The 16,544-nt window shown below is 66.7% G+C and carries 18 protein-coding genes and 2 tRNA genes; 14 read left to right on the top strand and 6 right to left on the bottom strand.

Annotation, left to right across the window (positions count from 1 at the left end):
- The first annotated feature begins 97 nt into the window (after positions 1-97).
- The gene (locus tag HVO_RS06150) at positions 98-1,093 is read left to right on the top strand and encodes a radical SAM protein (RefSeq protein ID WP_013035304.1); all 996 of its coding nucleotides are present in this window, start codon (positions 98-100) and stop codon (positions 1,091-1,093) included.
- A 48-nt stretch (positions 1,094-1,141) separates the two neighbouring features.
- Here the strand turns inward: HVO_RS06150 and HVO_RS06145 are convergent, their stop codons facing one another.
- Positions 1,142-1,828 (bottom strand): hypothetical protein, encoded by a 687-nt coding sequence (locus HVO_RS06145; RefSeq protein WP_004044624.1) that lies wholly within the window; start codon positions 1,826-1,828, stop codon positions 1,142-1,144.
- Between the two features lie 90 nt (positions 1,829-1,918).
- Here HVO_RS06145 and HVO_RS06140 point away from each other — a divergent pair, with 90 nt between their 5' ends.
- The 3 genes from HVO_RS06140 (at position 1,919) to HVO_RS06130 (ending at position 3,869) form a co-directional block, all read left to right on the top strand.
- A complete protein-coding gene (locus tag HVO_RS06140) occupies positions 1,919-2,401 on the top strand; it encodes a TRAM domain-containing protein (protein WP_004044625.1) in 483 nt (160 codons plus the stop codon).
- 76 nt (positions 2,402-2,477) lie between these two features.
- Entirely contained in the window at positions 2,478-2,972 is a 495-nt protein-coding gene (locus tag HVO_RS06135; protein ID WP_004044626.1) for a Tfx family DNA-binding protein, read from the top strand.
- Between the two features lie 111 nt (positions 2,973-3,083).
- On the top strand, positions 3,084-3,869 hold the full coding sequence (locus HVO_RS06130) for an SDR family oxidoreductase (protein ID WP_004044627.1): 786 nt from the start codon (positions 3,084-3,086) through the stop codon (positions 3,867-3,869).
- A 13-nt stretch (positions 3,870-3,882) separates the two neighbouring features.
- Here HVO_RS06130 and HVO_RS06125 read toward each other — a convergent pair whose 3' ends face one another.
- From HVO_RS06125 to HVO_RS06115, 3 genes are read right to left on the bottom strand one after another with little or no spacing between them, the layout of a single operon-like run.
- Entirely contained in the window at positions 3,883-4,530 is a 648-nt protein-coding gene (locus HVO_RS06125; RefSeq protein ID WP_004044628.1) for a hypothetical protein, read from the bottom strand.
- A gap of 41 nt (positions 4,531-4,571) precedes the next feature.
- Complete coding sequence (locus HVO_RS06120; RefSeq protein WP_004044629.1) at positions 4,572-5,576, bottom strand: mannose-1-phosphate guanylyltransferase; 1,005 nt, start codon at positions 5,574-5,576, stop codon at positions 4,572-4,574.
- 54 nt (positions 5,577-5,630) lie between these two features.
- The gene (locus HVO_RS06115) at positions 5,631-5,912 is read right to left on the bottom strand and encodes a DUF7091 family protein (RefSeq protein WP_004044630.1); all 282 of its coding nucleotides are present in this window, start codon (positions 5,910-5,912) and stop codon (positions 5,631-5,633) included.
- 171 nt (positions 5,913-6,083) lie between these two features.
- Here HVO_RS06115 and HVO_RS06110 point away from each other — a divergent pair, with 171 nt between their 5' ends.
- The 3 genes from HVO_RS06110 to HVO_RS06100 all read left to right on the top strand — a co-directional run bounded on the left by HVO_RS06110 (position 6,084) and on the right by HVO_RS06100 (position 8,188).
- Positions 6,084-7,019, top strand: a complete 936-nt coding sequence (locus tag HVO_RS06110; RefSeq protein WP_004044631.1) for a hypothetical protein — start codon at positions 6,084-6,086, stop codon at positions 7,017-7,019.
- Positions 7,020-7,610, top strand: coding sequence for an RPA family protein (locus HVO_RS06105; RefSeq protein ID WP_004044632.1), 591 nt, complete (start codon positions 7,020-7,022; stop codon positions 7,608-7,610). It begins immediately after the preceding gene.
- 164 nt (positions 7,611-7,774) lie between these two features.
- A complete protein-coding gene (locus HVO_RS06100; protein ID WP_004044633.1) occupies positions 7,775-8,188 on the top strand; it encodes a ribbon-helix-helix protein, CopG family in 414 nt (137 codons plus the stop codon).
- 39 nt (positions 8,189-8,227) lie between these two features.
- Here the strand turns inward: HVO_RS06100 and HVO_RS06095 are convergent, their stop codons facing one another.
- Positions 8,228-8,689, bottom strand: a complete 462-nt coding sequence (locus HVO_RS06095; protein ID WP_004044634.1) for a DUF5814 domain-containing protein — start codon at positions 8,687-8,689, stop codon at positions 8,228-8,230.
- A 150-nt stretch (positions 8,690-8,839) separates the two neighbouring features.
- Between HVO_RS06095 and HVO_RS06090 the strand changes: the two genes are divergently transcribed.
- Both HVO_RS06090 and HVO_RS06085 read left to right on the top strand, forming a co-directional pair.
- A tRNA-His gene (locus HVO_RS06090) sits at positions 8,840-8,912 on the top strand.
- Between the two features lie 522 nt (positions 8,913-9,434).
- Entirely contained in the window at positions 9,435-10,259 is an 825-nt protein-coding gene (locus HVO_RS06085) for a competence/damage-inducible protein A (protein WP_004044636.1), read from the top strand.
- 20 nt (positions 10,260-10,279) lie between these two features.
- On the opposite strand, the gene HVO_RS06080 is transcribed toward HVO_RS06085, so the two are convergent.
- Positions 10,280-11,452, bottom strand: a complete 1,173-nt coding sequence (locus HVO_RS06080) for a M50 family metallopeptidase (RefSeq protein WP_004044637.1) — start codon at positions 11,450-11,452, stop codon at positions 10,280-10,282.
- Between the two features lie 87 nt (positions 11,453-11,539).
- Between HVO_RS06080 and HVO_RS06075 the strand changes: the two genes are divergently transcribed.
- The 5 genes from HVO_RS06075 to HVO_RS21630 all read left to right on the top strand — a co-directional run bounded on the left by HVO_RS06075 (position 11,540) and on the right by HVO_RS21630 (position 16,482).
- Positions 11,540-11,929, top strand: a complete 390-nt coding sequence (locus HVO_RS06075; RefSeq protein ID WP_004044638.1) for a cupin domain-containing protein — start codon at positions 11,540-11,542, stop codon at positions 11,927-11,929.
- Positions 11,930-12,079: 150 nt separating this feature from the next.
- Entirely contained in the window at positions 12,080-14,134 is a 2,055-nt protein-coding gene (locus HVO_RS06070) for a DEAD/DEAH box helicase (protein ID WP_004044639.1), read from the top strand.
- A 179-nt stretch (positions 14,135-14,313) separates the two neighbouring features.
- Positions 14,314-16,062 (top strand): SLC13 family permease, encoded by a 1,749-nt coding sequence (locus HVO_RS06065; RefSeq protein WP_394324814.1) that lies wholly within the window; start codon positions 14,314-14,316, stop codon positions 16,060-16,062.
- A 49-nt stretch (positions 16,063-16,111) separates the two neighbouring features.
- Positions 16,112-16,184, top strand: a tRNA-Pro gene (locus HVO_RS06060).
- A gap of 61 nt (positions 16,185-16,245) precedes the next feature.
- On the top strand, positions 16,246-16,482 hold the full coding sequence (locus tag HVO_RS21630) for a DUF7563 family protein (RefSeq protein WP_081442882.1): 237 nt from the start codon (positions 16,246-16,248) through the stop codon (positions 16,480-16,482).
- Positions 16,483-16,544 lie beyond the last annotated feature (62 nt).

The raw sequence follows: 16,544 nt of genomic DNA, 5'->3' as shown, positions 1-16,544 counted from the left end.
CAGTCACAGATAATAATAATCGTACCGGCGAGCGGGAGGTGCTCCGGGCGAAGTCGGACGCCTTTTGACGATGCACCAAGTATGGATCCGTAATCGAATGATCTCGAAGGGATGCGAACAGTGCGCCATGGGCGGGAAGATGGTGCTGTTCGTCTACGGGTACTGCGACCAGCGCGATTGTTTCTACTGCCCGCTCGGCGAGAATCGCAAGAACGTCACCGACGTGTACGCCAACGAGCGGAAAGTCGAGTCCGACGCCGACGTCATCGAGGAGGCGAAACGCATGGACGCACTCGGGTCGTCCATCACCGGCGGCGAACCGCAGGAGGCGCTCGACAAGACCTGCCGATACATCTCGCTTCTCAAAGACGAGTTCGGTGAGGACCACCACATCCACCTCTATACGGGAATCACTGGCGGCCGCGAGAACATGCGCCGCCTCGCTGAGGCCGGCCTCGACGAGATTCGCTTCCACCCGCCGCTCGAACTCTGGGGCGACATGCACGGCACCGAATGGGAAGATATCCTCTACATCGCCCGCGAGGAAGGCCTGACTCCGGCGTTCGAGATTCCGGGCATCCGCGCGGAACCGGAGTTCCTCGACTTCCTCGACGAGGGGGCCGCGGAGTTCTGCAACATCAACGAGTTCGAGATGTCCGACGGGAACTACCGCCGGATGCAGGAGAAGGGCTACGAACTGCAAGATGGCCACATGTCGGCGGTTGATGGCTCGAAGGAGGCCATTCTCGACGAGATGGGCGACCACGAGCGCGTCTACTTCTGTACCTCCGTGTTCAAGGACGCCGCCCAGCACAGAAATCGCCTGAAGCGCATGGCCCGCAACCTCCGCCGCCCCTTCGACGAGGTGACGGACGACGGCACGCTCGTCTACGGCAAGACCTACACGCCCGCCGAGCGGTTCATCGAACTCGGCGTCCCCGACGAGTTTTACAGCATCAAGTCGAACCACGTCGAGGTCGCGTGGTGGCTCCTCGAAGAGATGATCGAAGACGGCGACGTCGACGACGGCGAAATAGTCGAGCAGTACCCGACGTACGATGGCACGGTGGTCGAGCGGACGCCGCTGGCCTGAACTCTGCGTTCTTTTTGGTCCAGATTTTTGCGGAGTTTCACGCGCCCGCTACGACCGAAAGCGATGGGGTTGTCTCCGGTTTCTCGCGAGCGCGACGGACAGACTCGGCGTGAGCGCCGCGGCGACAGCCGTGGCCGTGGTCGACCCGAGAGGGAGACCCGTCGCGACGCCGGCGGCCGCGACCGCGACGCCGACGAACACGCCCGCGGCGATGCCGGCGCGCTGTTGGCGGTGTGTCGGCCTGAATCCGCGGGCGTCGGCGTAGAGCGCGCCCGAGAGTCCGAGAACGAACCCGAGGAGCGCGCTCGTCGTCCCGAGGCGCGGGGCGAGCGCGAGAAACGCCGTGCCGACGACCGCACAGCAGGCGAGCGACTGGACCGGCGACAGCGGGTTCACGTCCGCGCCGAACCGGACCGCGTAGGCGACGGGCGGAAGCGACACCACGACGGCGGCGAACACGCCGTCGAGCGGTTCGACCGTCGCGCGTTCGAGGACGGCGGCCGCCGCGGTCAGGAGGCCGATGGCTACGCCGAGGCCGAGGACGACCCGCGGCGGCAGCGCCTCAGAGGGGTCTTCGGACCGGAGGACGCCGAAGGCGGCGAAGGGGTAACAGACGGCGGCACCGAACAGGAGCGGGCGAAACAGCGCGCCCGAGAGAACCGCCGCGGAGACGGTCGCAGAGAGGCCGAGGAAGACGCCGATAAGGAGTGCGAACTCGGGGACGCGTTCTGCCATACCGCGGGGTTCGAGCGCGCGAGGGAAAGCGTTTCGGCGGGCGACGGGCTACCCGCAAGCGTTTAGAGTGCCCCTAGTGTACCTCCCCGCATGTCCGACTGTCCACTCGCGGACGACTGCCCGAGCTTCTCAGAACGAATCGCGGGCATGGGGTGCCAGTACTACGGCGACCGCGGCGGCGCGGAGTGGTGCGACCACTACGAGCGCCCCATCTCCGAGCTCAAACAGCAGCCCGTCAAGCCGGGAGAGGAGGTCATCGTCACCGTCGAGGACATCCACGAGAGCGGTGCCGGCGTCGGGCGGACCGAAGACGGCTTCATCGTCTTCGTGGACGGGCTCCTGCCGGACGCGCGCGCCATCGTCCGCATCGACCGGGTGAAGGGGAGCCACGCCCGCGCGAAGAAAATCGTCGAGCGCCTGCCGCTCGACCCCGAAGCCGAGGGGGACGAGGCGGGAGAGACGAGCGGGGCGGGCGAGTCAACCGGCGCGGACGCCAAATCGAAGGGAAGCGGTCGCGACGGTCCGAAGCGCCCCGAGGCGCTCGGCAGCCGAGACAACTTCTGGGGCGAGTAACGCCGAGTCGGCGGCGGCGTCCCGTGGACAGTCAGCCTGCTGTATCTTTTTTCACCCCCGAGACCTACCCCGAGGTATGAGCGACGCCGGACGCGACGACGAGACGGTCCCCGACGTAGACCAACTGCTCGACAGGGCGGGGTTCGACCCGGAGACGAGCGTCCTCACGCGACGGCAGGCGGAGGTGCTCGCGCTGCGCGAGCGTGGGGTCCGCCAGTCGACTATCGCCGACTTCCTCGGCACCTCGCGCGCGAACGTCTCCAGCATCGAAGCCAGCGCCCGCGCCAACGTCGAGAAGGCCCGCGAGACGGTGACGTTCGTGGACGCGCTCACCGCGCCGGTCCGCGTCGAGGTCCCGACCGGAAGCGACCTCTACGACGTGCCCAAGCAGGTGTACGACGCCTGCGACGAGGCGGGCGTGAAGGTGAACCAGACCGCGCCGGACCTGATGAAAATCGTCTCCGACGCCGCCGGCGACGCGGTGGAGGGACGGGAAATCAAAGAACAGCTCTTCGTCGGCGTCACGAGCGACGGCCGGGTTCGCGTCCGCCGACACGCCGACGGCGTCTGAGCCCGTACAGCGCGCAGCCGACCGCACCGACCCGCCGTTCTGACGGCCCGATTCGCCACACGTCGTGCCGCGAGGCCCACGCTTTTGCTCGCGGCGGTCGTCGCCCCGGACATGGAACTCGGACTCGACGGCGACACGGTCGTCGTCACGGCGAGTTCGGCCGGTCTCGGGCGCGCGAGCGCCGCGGCGCTGGCCGACGAAGGAGCGAACGTCGTCGTCTGCGGGCGCGACCCCGAGCGCCTCGCGGCGACCGAATCGGAGCTTGGCGACCTCGACGGCGACGTGCTCGGCGTCGAGACTGACATCACGAACAAGGGAGACGTGGAGGCGCTAGTCGAGGCTGCCGTCGAGGAGTTCGGCGGCGTCGACCACGTCGTCACCTCGGCCGGCGGCGTGCCGCCGGGCGGCTTCGCTGACCTGACCGAACGGGAGTGGTACGGCGCGTTCGACATGCTCGTCATGAGCGCCGTCTGGACCGTGCGGGCGGCGCGGCCGCACCTCGAAGCGAGCGACGTGGGGACGATTACCTGCATCACCTCTACGTCGGTCAAGGAGGTCATCGACGACCTCATCCTCTCGAACGCGGTCCGCCGCGGCGTCATCGGCCTCGTGAAGTCGCTGTCGCGCGAACTCGCGCCGGGCGTGCGGGTGAACGCGGTCCTGCCGGGCGCACACGAGACGAGTCGCATCGAGGAACTGGTCGAGGCGGCCGTCGAGCGCGGCGACCACGACACGTACGAAGAAGGCCTCGACTCGTGGTCCGACGGGATTCCGCTGGGCCGCGTCGGTGACCCGCGCGAACTCGGCGACGTGGTCGCGTTCCTCGCCAGCGACCGCGCGAGCTTCGTCACCGGGGCGTGTGTCCCGGTCGACGGCGGGCGGCTGCGGAGCGCCTGAGCCGCCCCGCCGGTCACGGCGCAATTTTTGAGGGAGACACCGACGCCGCCACGCCCCGGTGGACCCGCGACCTGAGCGCGAGGTGCGAGAGTCCCACGAGGAGCAGGCCGGCGAAGTATACGAGAAGCGCCGCGCCGACGAGGTCGGCGTTTAGGTCGATGCCGACGACCGACGGAACGGTGCCGCCGTAGCGCTCCCACGCCACGGGGCGCGTCGAAATGACGGCGAAACAGCCGTACGCGACGACGCCGAGCGCGAGCTGAAACAGGTGCGGAACGTCGGCCAGCGCGAGCCATCGTCCCCTCCCGCGCTCGTCGCCGAAGACGCCGCCGCGGACGCGTTCGTGTCTGAACGGGGAGTCCGACGACCCCGCGAGCGCCGCCTCGATGACGGCGAGATGCTTCGCCACGAAGAGCATCTGGTTGTGAGTGAGAATCACCTCGACGAACACGAGACCGATGAGAATCGGAACCATCCCGAGATACACGAGGTGGCCGGCGTAGAGCGCGTAGCCGATGACGGCGGCGATGGCGGCCATCAGCCCCTGAATCCGCCTGCTCTGTTGGTCGATGAGGTCCTGTTTTTCGCTCTGGAGACACTCGTACTGCGTCAGTAACTGCTCGACGCGCTGTCGTCGGTTCGGGAGGTGCCTGTCGCCCATACTATCAACCAGGCTGAACTACGCGACGAAGAACCGTTCGGTCAGAACATCTCTTTCCGCTTCAGCCGCGACACCACCTCGCGAACTTTCTGCGCCTCCTCTTTCGGCACGACGAGCACGCGGTCGCCCCACGCGACGACCGCGAGGTCGGAGACGCCGACGAGCGAGACGGTCGCGCCGTCGGTGGCGACGACGTTGTCCGCGGCATCGACGAACACCGGGTCGTCACCGAGCGCGACGTTACCGTCTTCGTCGGCGTCGACGATTCGTTCGAGGGCGTCCCACGAGCCGAGGTCGTCCCACTCGAAATCGGCCGGGACGACCGCCGCGTCGGCGGCGCGCTCCATCACCGCGTAGTCGATGCTGACGCCTTCGACCGCCGCGAAGCCGGCGTCCGCGTCGCCGTCGTCGAGGGCGTCGAGGAGGGGGGAAAGCGGCGAGTCGCGCGCGGCGGAAAACAGCGCTTCGGGCGTCCACGCGAACATCCCGGCGTTCCAGAGGTAGCCCTGGTCGACGTAGCGGGCGGCCGTCTCGGCGTCCGGTTTCTCGTGGAACGCGGCGAGGTCGCGGGCGTCGTCGCGGTCCGCGCCGGGTTCGATGTAGCCGTAGCCGGTCTCCGGGCGAGTGGGTTCGACGCCGAAGGCGACGAGGGAGTCGGTGTCGGCGGCGACGCGCGCCCCGCTGGTCATTGCCTCGGCGAAGCCGTCGCCGACGTGGTGGTCGCTCGGGAGGACGACCACGACCGGGTCGTCGTACGATGCGGCGATGCGGTGGGTCGCGTAGACGAGCGCCGGGCCGGTGTCCTTGGCCGCGGGCTCGACCACGACCTCGGCGTCGGGCGCATGGTCAGCGATGTCGTCGGTGAACGCGGGACGCGTCGAGACGACGACGTGGTCGGCGAAGTCGGCGCGGGCGACGGTCTCCGCGAGCAGCGAGCGGTCGCCGCCGAGCGGGAGGAACTGCTTGGGCCGGTCGCTCCGGCTCGCGGGGTACAGGCGGGTGCCGGTGCCGCCGGCGAGGACGAGCGCGACGAGTGGGCGGTCCATACGGGCCGGTGGTGCCACAGCCTCAAAACCGTACCACGTCTCCAACCACGTCGCCTACCACGTCTCGACCATCCCCTCGCGAATGTCATCGACACAGCCCTGACAGTCGGGGTGGTCGGGGTCGAAGCAGGCGGGACGGCCCTTCGCGTCGACGGCGACGGCGCGGTGCTCGGCGTGGCGGCGGCAGACGATTTTCGCGCGACCCTCGGCGTCCCGCGGGAGGGAGTGCGTCGGAGACGGGTCCCGACCGTCTCGATAGGCGCGTTTGGCCTCTTCGTAGCGCTTGCCGGCCGAGCGGGCGGCGCTGCGGATGATGCTTTCGAGGCGGTCGTCCATTCTGTCGAGTGCGTGCCCCGAGGCTATCAATTCCTCGCTCGGTGCGGCGGTTCTGGCGCGCTCTCGGCCGCGACGTTCACTTTCACTGCGCCGTTTGCAACTTTTTATATGAGTACGCATCCAAGGTCAGTATGCCTCCCAATGGAAACCAAGGTGGAGGCGAGGTAGACCATGACTGATTTGCGAACCCATGCGGCTGAGATAGCCGACCAGTTCTCGGACCACCTAGACGTGTCCGCGGACGAAGTCGAAGAACGATTAGAGAGCCTCGTCACCGAGTACCGCGTCCCCGTCGACGAAGCGCGGCGGAGCGTCGTCAACAGTTACCTCGACGAGGCCGGTATCGAGCGCGACGAGCTCGCCGGCGGCTCCGGCGGAAACGAACAGACCCTGCTCAACGACATCGACGAAGACGAGCAGTGGGTCGACGTGCGCGCGAAGGTCGTCGAACTCTGGGAACCCCGGAGCGAGTCCATCGCGCAGGTCGGCCTGCTCGGCGACGACTCCGGGCGGATGAAGTTCGTCTCGTTCACCACGTCCGAACTCCCCGAACTCGAAGAAGGGAAGTCGTACGCGCTCGGCAACGTCGTCACCGACGAGTACCAGGGCAACTTCTCCGTGAAGCTCAACCGGACGACGAGCATCACCGAACTCGACGAGGAGATCGAAGTCGGCGACGACTCGACCAGCGTCGAGGGCGCGCTCGTGGACAGCCAGTCGGGGAGCGGCCTCATCAAGCGCTGTCCGGAGGAGGGCTGTACGCGCGTCCTCCAGAACGGGCGCTGTTCCGAACACGGCAGCGTCGAAGGCGAGTTCGACCTCCGAATCAAGGCCGTCGTCGACGACGGCGACGAGGTCCACGAAGTCATCTTCAACAGAGAGATGACGGAGGAGCTGACCGGTATCGAACTGGACGAGGCGAAGCAGATGGCCATGGACGCCCTCGACACCACCATCGTCGAAGAGGAGATGCGCGGTGACCTCGTGGGGTACTACTACCGCGTCACCGGCCCGACGCTGGGCCGGTACGTGCTCGCCAACGAAGTCGAGCGGCTGCGCGAGCCGGCGGACGCAGAAGAACTGCTCATCAAAGCGAGGTCGATGTAAATGAGTTCCAACGAAATCCCCACTCGAGAGGTCGCCCGGCGCGTCTTCGCACAGGAGTTCAACGACGCCGGTTACACGTTCAAAGAGTCGGACGACGAGCGCGCGCCCGTCTATCTGCTGCTCCCGACGGGAGAGAGCGCCAACCGCGTCTTCCTCGTCGGCACGCTGACCGAGAAGGAAGACGTCGGCGAGGACAACGAGTACTGGCGGGGTCGCATCGTCGACCCGACGGGGACGTTCTTCGTCTACGCCGGCCAGTACCAGCCCGAGGCCGCCAGCGCGCTGCGCGACCTCGACGCGCCCGCCTACGTCGCGGTCGTCGGCAAGCCGCGGACGTACGAGACCGACGACGGCAGCATCAACGTCTCCGTCCGCCCCGAATCAATCACCGAGGTCGACGCGGCCACGCGCGACCGCTGGGTGACGGAGACCGCGGACAAGACGCTCGACCGCATCGCGGCGTTCGACGAGGAGGGCGACGAGTACGCGCGGATGGCCCGCGAGCACTACGACCTCGACCCCGAGGAGTACAAGCGCGCCGCCATCGCCGCGCTCGAAAGCCTCGAACAGGCCGACGAACTGAGCGCGTAAGCGGGCGTCTCGCTCCGTTTCGTTCGCGTCGGCCTGAACGCCGACCGAACACAACCGACGGCCGATTTCCACCGTCACACGCCCCTTTTTGCGACGAATTACGACGCCCGGGACCCCTCGTCTGACGAACCATTAAGTGGCCTCACCACGGACCGACCAATATCATGGGCAACAAGAACAAGACTATCTCGTTTCGCGTCAACGAGGACGCGTTCGAGACCCTTCGGGAGATAGCCGAGGAGCGGGACATCTCCCTGTCCGCCGTCTTCCGCGACTACGTGGACACGTTAGTTGCCCACGACGGTCAGGTGCAGGTCGTCCCCAAACACGAACTCGAAAAGCTGCGCGAGGGCGAAGACGAGTCGTTCCCGCCGACCGTGGAGGTTCCCAAGAGCTTCATCCGCGAGCACGAACGCCTCGAACTGGAGGCCGAACACCTCCGCGAGCAACTCGAAGAACACAAAGGCTACGTGAACTACCTGCGCGAGCAGGTCGAAAACGACCACGACGACGTGGAGGAGGTCATCCAACTGGAAGACCTCGATACGGGCGACGAGCCGTCGTTCCGCCTCGGCTAAGCGTCGTCGTCTCCGCCGCGGCGTCCGCACCCACCGATTTCAGCGAGGACCGACGAGGTCCTGCTTCGCCCGCCGCGCCTCGTCCCGCATCTCTCTGTCTCCTTCCACGTCCGCGAGCGCCTCGACCGATTCGAGCGTCCGGACCGAGTCGTCGAGGAACGAAAGCACGTCGCCGGGGTAGGCGTACACCATGTAGTCGTCGCTCATCACGTCCACGATGGCGTCGGGGCCGAGGCCCTGCGCGCGGAGTTCCAGCAGGTACTCGATGAACTGGCGCTCGGGGTAGCCGGTGTAGATGTCGTCCGAATTCTCGCAGTCGAGGAAGTCCTGCGCGAAGTCGAGCAGGCGGTCGCGGGTGGCGTCGTCCACCTTGGCGAGGCCCTCGCCGGAGTAGAGGATTTCGAGGGTCGCACCGCTGAAGACGCGCTTGGGGATGTTCGTATCCAGTTGCGAGACGATTTGGCGGTGGTTTTTGAGATAGATCTTGTCGGTGATAGCCACTGCTACCCGGGAGTTCGGGCCACCGCGGCAAAAGCGTCCCGCTCGCCGGCGCGGTGTGGTCGATGGGGGCGACCTCTGTTACGTACTGTCATTCCGGGACCGTAGCGTAACGTATTTTAGTCGTAGCGGATTAGGAAGGGTTGCAACGTGTCCGGGTTGGGGTAGTGGACTATCCTTCAGCCTTGTGGAGGCTGAGACGCGGGTTCAATTCTCGCACCTGGACCTCTTCTTTACATTTCGACCAGTGAGCGCCGCGTAGCGTGCGCGAACCCATTCTCGAAATGTACTGTGAGGGACGACGGCGAGAATTGAATCAGCGAGCAACTTGTTGCGACCGGGGTTCAATTCTCGCACCTGAACCTCTAATCTCGAACGACGAGGGCCGCAATCGAGACGTGAGCGCCGCGACACCCCACCAGACACAAGTGTGTCACACACAACATTCGCCGTGGGATGAGAACCCAACTCCGCGCGGACAACTCGGTGTTCGACCGCATCCGCGACGCGATACTCAACCGCGGCGACCCGGAGGATAACGAAGACCCAGTCGGCCCTACGGTACCGACGGGCTAATCGGTCGCTCCGCAGAGTCGTCGCCGGTCTCCCTCTCTTTTCCGTGAACTGGTGCTCGAACCGCCAGGAGCGGAGCGACTCGTCCAGAAACGTCGAGACGGCCGTCGTCGACAACGCGAAGGGAACGCCGGAAACGGGCAGGTCTTTCGTCTGGAAGTACTAGCACTCGGCCATGCAAATCGCCATCCTCACCGTCGGCAACGAACTGCTCGCGGGAGACATCGAGAACACGAACGCGACGTGGTTAGCTCGGCGGCTCACCGAGGGTGGGGCGACGGTGGCGCGGATTCAGACGGTTCCCGACGACCACGAGGTCATCGCCGAGACGGTCGCCGACTGGGCGGCCGCCTTCGACGCGGTCCTCGTCACCGGCGGTCTCGGCGGAACGCCGGACGACATCACGATGGAGGCCGTCGCCGCCGGGCTCGACCGGGCGTTCGTCGTCAACGAGGAGGCCGCGGCGCAGGTCGAATCGACCATCGCGGCGATTCTCGAACGCCGGCCGGACATCGACTTCGACCTCGAACCGGAGTGGTACGCCTCGATGCCCGCCGACGCCGAGGTGCTCCCGAACGAAGAGGGGCTCGCGCCCGGCTGTCGGGCGGGGAACGTCTACGTCTTGCCGGGCATCCCCGACGAGATGAAGCCGATGTTCGAAGGCATCGCCGAGCGGTTCGCGGGCGACGTGGAGTCGCGGGAGTGCTACGCCGACGCGCCGGAGGGGGCTGTCGCCCGCGAACTCGGGGTCGTCGCCGAGCGCTTCGGCGTGGGCGTCGGGAGCTATCCCAACAGCGGCGGGCCGACGCGAGTCAAACTCACCGGCGGCGACCCGGCGGCGCTCGACGACGCGATGGCGTGGTTCCGGTCGAACGCGACGGTCGACCTCTACGAGAGCGAAGCGGCGGTCGAGACGGCGCGCGAGGCAGAGGCGGGCGGCGAAGAACGAAGTCAAATCGGCCGCGACGACGGACGGTTGGGCAGCCGCGACGGGGAGTAATCTAGCCAGCGAGCGACTGGTCAGCGAAGCTGTGCGAGGCCGGCGTCGGAGCGGGGCATGGCGTCGAGCGACCCGCGACTGCGGATGATGTTGAAGGCGGTGACGAGGTCCGACCGGGAGACGAGGCCGACGAGTTCGCCCGCCTCGTCGACGACCGGGAGGCGGCCCACACCGCGTTCCTGCATGAGGGCGATGGCGTCCATCGCGTCGGCGTCGGGGGTGATGGTCGTTAGTTCGTCGCTCATGATGTCGTCGACGCGGAAGGCGTCGCGCTCGACCTCCTTGACGCCGCGGGCGTCGTCGAGGGTGACCATGCCGACGAGGTCGCCGTTTCTGAGCACCGGATACCCCGTGTGGCGCTCGACGAACATGCGTTCGAGGAGTTCCGCGACGGAGGTCTTCTCGTCGACCACGTCGAGGTTCTCGCGGCCGGTCATGATGTCGCGGACGACCACGTCCTGGAACGTCGCCTTGAGGACGGTCTGTTGGGCCTCGCCGGACGCCCCCATGTAGATGAAGAAGGCGAGCGCGACGAGAAACAGGTTGAAAAAGAGGCCGAACAGGCCGAGCAGGAACGCGAACACCTTACCGACCTCGGCGGCCATCTGCGTCGCTTTCGCGTGGGGGCGGTTCCGCGCGAGAAGCGCCCGGAGGACGCGCCCGCCGTCCATCGGGAAGCCGGGGAGCATGTTGAACACGGCGAGAGAAACGTTCACCAGCGCGAGGTAGCCGAGGACGAACTGCGCGGGGGCCTGCGACTCGGGGAGCAACAGGAAGCCGGCGTAGGAGGCGACGCCGATGGCGACCGAGACGACCGGGCCGGCGACGGCGATGGTGAACTCCTGTTTCCAGTCCTCGGGTATCTCCTTGAACCGGGCGACGCCGCCGAAGAGCCAGAGCGTGATGGACTCGATTTCGTAGCCGTAGCGCATGGCGACGAGCGAGTGGCCGAACTCGTGGAGCAGGACGCCGGCGAACAACCCGATGGCGGCCGCGCTCCCGAGCACCCACTGCATCGACCCCGCGGAGATGGCCGCGCCGTCGATGGTCGAGCCGAAGAGGTCGTTGACGATGGCCGCGAGATTCGTCACGTCCGAGCCGATGAGCCACGCGAAAAGCGGGAGAACGATGAGGAACGTGAGGTCCAACTTTATCGGGATACCGAAGACGCTACCGATGCGGATTCCTCGCATACCCGTAGGTAGCCGCGGAGGGGCCTTAAGCAGTCAGGGCGGAGAGACGGGGAAATGCTTACGCGGGCGGGCAATCGACGGGGAGGTATGAGCGATTCCCGACCGGAGCCGGTGGTCAAGCGGAGCGCGGACATCGAGTACGAGGCGGTCGGCGCGGCCGACGGGATGTCGAAGGGCGTCCTCGTCTCCGAGGCCGACGGCGCGCCGAACTTCGCCATCCGGCGGTTCGTCCTCGACCCCGGCGCGTCGGTCCCGAAACACACGAACGAGGTCGAACACGAACAGTACGTCCTCTCGGGACGCTACGTCGTCGGCATCGGCGACGAGGAGTACGAGGTCGAAGCCGGGGACTCGCTTCTGATTCCCGCCGGCGTCGTCCACTGGTATCGAAACGAATCCGACGCGGAAGGGGCGTTCCTCTGTGCGGTCCCCAACGGCGACGACGCCATCGAACTCGCCGCCGACGCCGACGCCTGAGCGCGGTTGCCGTCAGTGGCCGTCGGTGGCCCTCGGTGGACCTCGGGGGTCGGGGCTCGAAGACACGGTACGAAGGCGTGTGCGGGTCGCTATCGAATCTGAGCGGTCGCAGGCGAATCGCTGAAATACCACGTCGCCGTAGCAGGGACCGTGTCTAAACAGGTCACCCGCGTCGACACGCTGTTTCTCCACCAGACGGGCGACGACTACCTCGTCGTCGCCCGCCGGGACGGAAAGCGGGTGCTCCGCGGCAAGCTCGAACTCAAAGAGACGAACGCGGGGCCCCGCCCCCTGCGCTTTCTGGTGACGCGGAAGGGAGAGGATTCGCCGCGCGACCCGAGCCAGTTCGTCGAACTCGCCCGGTCGGCCGCCCGCATCCGCATCTCGCAGCAGACGCCGAAGGACGGCCGCGACGAGCTAAAGGAGATGCTCGACGGATACCAACTCGAGGCGCTGACGGTGCGGACCTGCCGCCGCTGTGCCGTCAACGGGCGCTACTCGCCTATCACCGACGACACGGCCATCAAGGCCGAACACGAGCACATCTGCCGCGACTGCGCTGTCCAAGAACTAGAGGGCGAACTCTCATTCGCGGGCGGGCTCACGCAGGCTGCCCAAGAGCGCCTGGAGGAACTGCTGTACGAGACGGGCGACCTGACCCGTATCACGAACCTACTGCAAGGCGAGTTGGACCCCGACCTGACGAAGTTCGACACCATCAGCGCGACGACGGAGGACGTGGAGTTGGTCGAGACGAACACGCTCGACCTCCACCCGAACCTGAAATCGATGCTGACGGAGCGCTTCGACACCCTGCTCCCCGTCCAGAGCCTCGCCATCGACAACGGCCTGCTCGACGGCGACGACCAACTCGTGGTGAGCGCGACGGCGACCGGGAAGACGCTCGTCGGCGAACTCGCCGGAATCAACCGGATGCTGAACGACGACGGGAAGATGCTGTTTCTCGTCCCGCTCGTCGCGCTCGCCAACCAGAAACACGAGGACTTCAAGGAGCGCTACGGCCACCTCGGGAAGGTGACCATCCGCGTCGGCGCGAGCCGAATCAACGACGACGGCAACCGCTTCGACCCGAACGCCGACGTCATCGTCGGCACCTACGAGGGTATCGACCACGCGCTCCGGACGGGCAAAGACCTCGGCGACATCGGCACGGTCGTCATCGACGAGGTCCACACCCTGAAAGAAGAGGAACGCGGCCACCGCCTCGACGGGATGATAGCCCGCCTGAAACACTACTGCGAGTCCCGCGCGGACCGCCGCGAGGGTTACGGCGGCGCGCAGTGGATTTACCTCTCTGCGACCGTCGGCAACCCGAAGTGGCTCGCACAGAACCTCCGGGCGAACCTCGTCGAGTACGAAGACCGCCCCGTGCCCATCGAGCGCCACGTCACCTTCGCCGACGGCCAAGAGAAGCCGCGCATCGAAAACCGCCTCGTGCGGCAGGCGTTCGACTCGAAGTCCTCGAAGGGCTACCGCGGTCAGACCATCATCTTCACCAACTCCCGGCGGCGGTGTCACGAAATCGCCCGGAAGATGGACTACAACGCCGCGGCGTACCACGCCGGCCTCGACTACGGCCAAAGAAAGCGCGTGGAGCGACAGTTCGCCAATCAGGACCTCGCGGCCGTCGTGACGACCGCCGCGCTCGCCGCCGGCGTCGACTTCCCGGCGTCGCAGGTCATCTTCGACACGCTGGCGATGGGCATCGAGTGGCTCTCCGTCCAGGAGTTCAGCCAGATGCTCGGCCGCGCCGGCCGCCCCGACTACCACGACAAGGGCGTCGTCTACCTGCTCGTCGAACCCGACGCGAGCTATCACAACACGATGGAGATGACCGAAGACGAGGTGGCGTTCAAGCTCCTCAAAGGCGAGATGGAGGAGGTTCGAACGGTGTACGACCAGTCGTCGGCGGTCGAGGAGACGCTGGCGAACATCGTCGTCGCCGGCACGAAGGCCAAGGCGCTCAACAACCGCATGCTCGGGGAGTTGCCGACGACCCACGCGGTCGGGAAGCTCTTGGAGTGGGGCTTCATCGACGGCCTCGACCCGACGCCGCTCGGCCTCGCCGTGACCCGGCAGTTCCTCTCGCCGAAGGAGGCGTTCGCCATCCTCGACGGCATCCGAAAGGGGTCGTCGCCGTACAAAATCGTCGCCGACCTCGAACTCGACGAGGAAGGCCGGTAGCGACGACGCGCTCGGCCGAGAGACAGTCCGAATCCCGCACGCTTTTTGGCCGCCGACGCGTCGGTGACCGCGTGGTAGCGATAACGCCGGACATCCTCGTCGTCTTCGCCGTCATCCTCGTCGCGTTGGCGTTCTTCGCGACCGAACCCGTCCCGGTCGACGTGACGGCCATCGGCGTGATGGTGTCGCTGATGCTGATTCAGCCGGCCTCCGAGGCGCTCGCCTCGGCCGGGATGCTCGGCGCGCCAATCGTCCTGTTCGAGTCCTACCCCGGCGACGCCCTCTCGGGGTTCGCCAACACGGCGACGCTGACCGTCCTGGCGATGTTCATCCTCAGCGAGGGCGTCCAGCGGACGGGTATCATCCAGCTTCTCGGCGCGAAGATATCGACGTTCACCGGCGACAGCGAACTCCGACAGCTCGGCGCGACCGTCGGCGTCGTCGGCCCCATCTCCGGCTTCATCAACAACACCGCCGCGGTCGCCATCCTGCTCCCGATGGTGACCGACCTCGCGGAGCGCGGGCGAACCTCGCCGTCGAAGCTCCTCTTGCCGCTGTCGTACGCCTCGATGTTCGGCGGCATGCTGACGCTCATCGGTACGTCGACCAACATCCTCGCCAGCGACGTCTACTCGCGCATCACGGGCGAAGCGCCCTTCTCGATGTTCGAGTTCACCGCGCTCGGCGCGGTGGTGATGGCCGTCGGCGTCGTCTACCTCATGACAATCGGCCGTCGGCTCACCCCGGGGCGAATCGAACCCCGACGCGACCTCACCGAGGAGTTCGAGATGGCGGGGTACCTGACCGAGGTCGTCGTCCGCGAGGACTCCCCGCTCGTGGGCCAGCAGGTCCAGCGGGCGCTCGTCGAGACGGAGTTCGACGTCGACCTCCTCCAACTCATCCGCGGCGAGAGCGTCTTCCTCGAACCGCTCGGCCCGAAGGAGATTCAGCCGGGCGACGTGTTCACCCTCCGAACCGACCGCAACACGCTCGTCGAACTGCTCGACGTGGAGGGCCTCGACCTCGTGCCGGCGACCGTCACCGAGGACGAACTCGAACTCGCCGACCGCGGCCAGAACCTCGTCGAAGTCGTCGTCGCGCCGGGGTCCGCGCTGGTCGGCGAGTCGCTCGCCTCGGCGAGTTTCAGACAGCGGTACGACGCGACCGTGCTCGCGCTCCGCCGCGGCGGCGAACTCATCCGCCGACGGATGGACAACCTCCCGCTCCGCGTCGGCGACACGCTGCTCGTGCAGGCGACCGTCGAGAGCATCGAGCGCCTCGACAACAACCGCAACTTCATCGTCGCCCAGGAAATCGAGCGCCACGACTACCGCGAGTCGAAGATCCCCGTCGCCGTCGGCATCGTCGCCGGCGTCGTCGCGCTCGCCGCGCTCGGCTTCCTGCCCATCGTCGTCGCCGCGCTCCTCGGCGCGCTCGCCATGGTCGCCACGAAATGTCTCCGGCCGACCGAACTGTACGACGCCGTCCAGTGGGACGTTATCTTCCTGCTCGCGGGCGTCATCCCGCTCGGCATCGCAATGGAGAACTCCGGGGCCGCCGGCCTCCTCGCGGAACTGGTCGTGATGACCGGCGACTACCTCCCCCTCATCGCCGTCCTCGGCGTGTTCTACTTCGTGACGGCGCTCCTGACGAACGTCATCTCGAACAACGCGAGCGTCGTGCTCATGATTCCGGTCGCCATCGAGGCCGCGGCGACGCTCGGCGCCGACCCGTTCTCGTTCGTCCTCGCGGTCATGTTCGCGGCGTCGACGGCCTTTATGACCCCCGTCGGCTACCAGACGAACCTGTTCGTCTACGGCCCCGGCGGCTACAAGTTCACGGACTACATCCGCGTCGGCGGCCCGCTCCAGTTGCTTCTCGGCGTGGTGACGACTATCGGCGTCGCGTACTTCTTCCCCCTGACCTGACGGGGCGGAACGAAACCCTTTACTCCGCGACGGGGAGAGTCGTATGTGCGGGACCGTGGGTTAGCCTGGTATACTTCGGGCCTTGGGTGCCCGTGACCCCGGTTCAAATCCGGGCGGTCCCATACCCATTAAGGCTGAATCGGCCGTTCTTGCCGGTTCTAGCGGCCGTTTGAGGTGGTCGGCATGATGCTACTCGAGTCCCAGAGCGACGCGAGTAGCTGTCGGTACTGCGGGTCACACGTCACCCGCGATTTCCGTCGAGTCTACGGCGATTCTAACAACCACGTTCACCGCTGCCGCGAGTGTGACACGCTCATTCGCCTGCAGCGCGGGTCGGGCGCTGGTCTCTCTGTCTCTGTTCCAGACCCACAGCACGCGTGCGGTCGGCACGGCGGTTCCCCTGAAGGGAGGTCGAAGTGATGCCGACGACCTTCGTCCGTGCCTCGACGCTCTACAACGTCGAGAGTCGGGCAGTCGTTCGT

Source organism: Haloferax volcanii DS2 (assembly GCF_000025685.1).
GTDB classification, from domain to species: Archaea; Halobacteriota; Halobacteria; order Halobacteriales; family Haloferacaceae; genus Haloferax; species Haloferax volcanii.
Note: the sequence above shows the minus strand (reverse complement) of the source record. Positions and strands in the feature narration are given on the sequence as shown.

Bases quoted from the DNA above. Each gene is read 5' to 3' on its own strand.
- HVO_RS06135 (WP_004044626.1), top strand. From the start codon at position 2,478: ATGAGCGACGCCGGACGCGACGACGAGACGGTCCCCGACGTAGACCAA.
- HVO_RS06085 (WP_004044636.1), top strand. From the start codon at position 9,435: ATGCAAATCGCCATCCTCACCGTCGGCAACGAACTGCTCGCGGGAGAC.
- HVO_RS06075 (WP_004044638.1), top strand. From the start codon at position 11,540: ATGAGCGATTCCCGACCGGAGCCGGTGGTCAAGCGGAGCGCGGACATC.
- HVO_RS06145 (WP_004044624.1), bottom strand. From the start codon at position 1,828: ATGGCAGAACGCGTCCCCGAGTTCGCACTCCTTATCGGCGTCTTCCTC.
- HVO_RS06115 (WP_004044630.1), bottom strand. From the start codon at position 5,912: ATGGACGACCGCCTCGAAAGCATCATCCGCAGCGCCGCCCGCTCGGCC.
- HVO_RS06140 (WP_004044625.1), top strand. From the start codon at position 1,919: ATGTCCGACTGTCCACTCGCGGACGACTGCCCGAGCTTCTCAGAACGA.
- HVO_RS06120 (WP_004044629.1), bottom strand. From the start codon at position 5,576: ATGGACCGCCCACTCGTCGCGCTCGTCCTCGCCGGCGGCACCGGCACC.
- HVO_RS21630 (WP_081442882.1), top strand. From the start codon at position 16,246: ATGATGCTACTCGAGTCCCAGAGCGACGCGAGTAGCTGTCGGTACTGC.
- HVO_RS06100 (WP_004044633.1), top strand. From the start codon at position 7,775: ATGGGCAACAAGAACAAGACTATCTCGTTTCGCGTCAACGAGGACGCG.
- HVO_RS06080 (WP_004044637.1), bottom strand. From the start codon at position 11,452: ATGCGAGGAATCCGCATCGGTAGCGTCTTCGGTATCCCGATAAAGTTG.
- HVO_RS06105 (WP_004044632.1), top strand. From the start codon at position 7,020: ATGAGTTCCAACGAAATCCCCACTCGAGAGGTCGCCCGGCGCGTCTTC.
- HVO_RS06130 (WP_004044627.1), top strand. From the start codon at position 3,084: ATGGAACTCGGACTCGACGGCGACACGGTCGTCGTCACGGCGAGTTCG.
- HVO_RS06150 (WP_013035304.1), top strand. From the start codon at position 98: ATGATCTCGAAGGGATGCGAACAGTGCGCCATGGGCGGGAAGATGGTG.
- HVO_RS06110 (WP_004044631.1), top strand. From the start codon at position 6,084: ATGACTGATTTGCGAACCCATGCGGCTGAGATAGCCGACCAGTTCTCG.
- HVO_RS06065 (WP_394324814.1), top strand. From the start codon at position 14,314: ATGGTGTCGCTGATGCTGATTCAGCCGGCCTCCGAGGCGCTCGCCTCG.
- HVO_RS06125 (WP_004044628.1), bottom strand. From the start codon at position 4,530: ATGGGCGACAGGCACCTCCCGAACCGACGACAGCGCGTCGAGCAGTTA.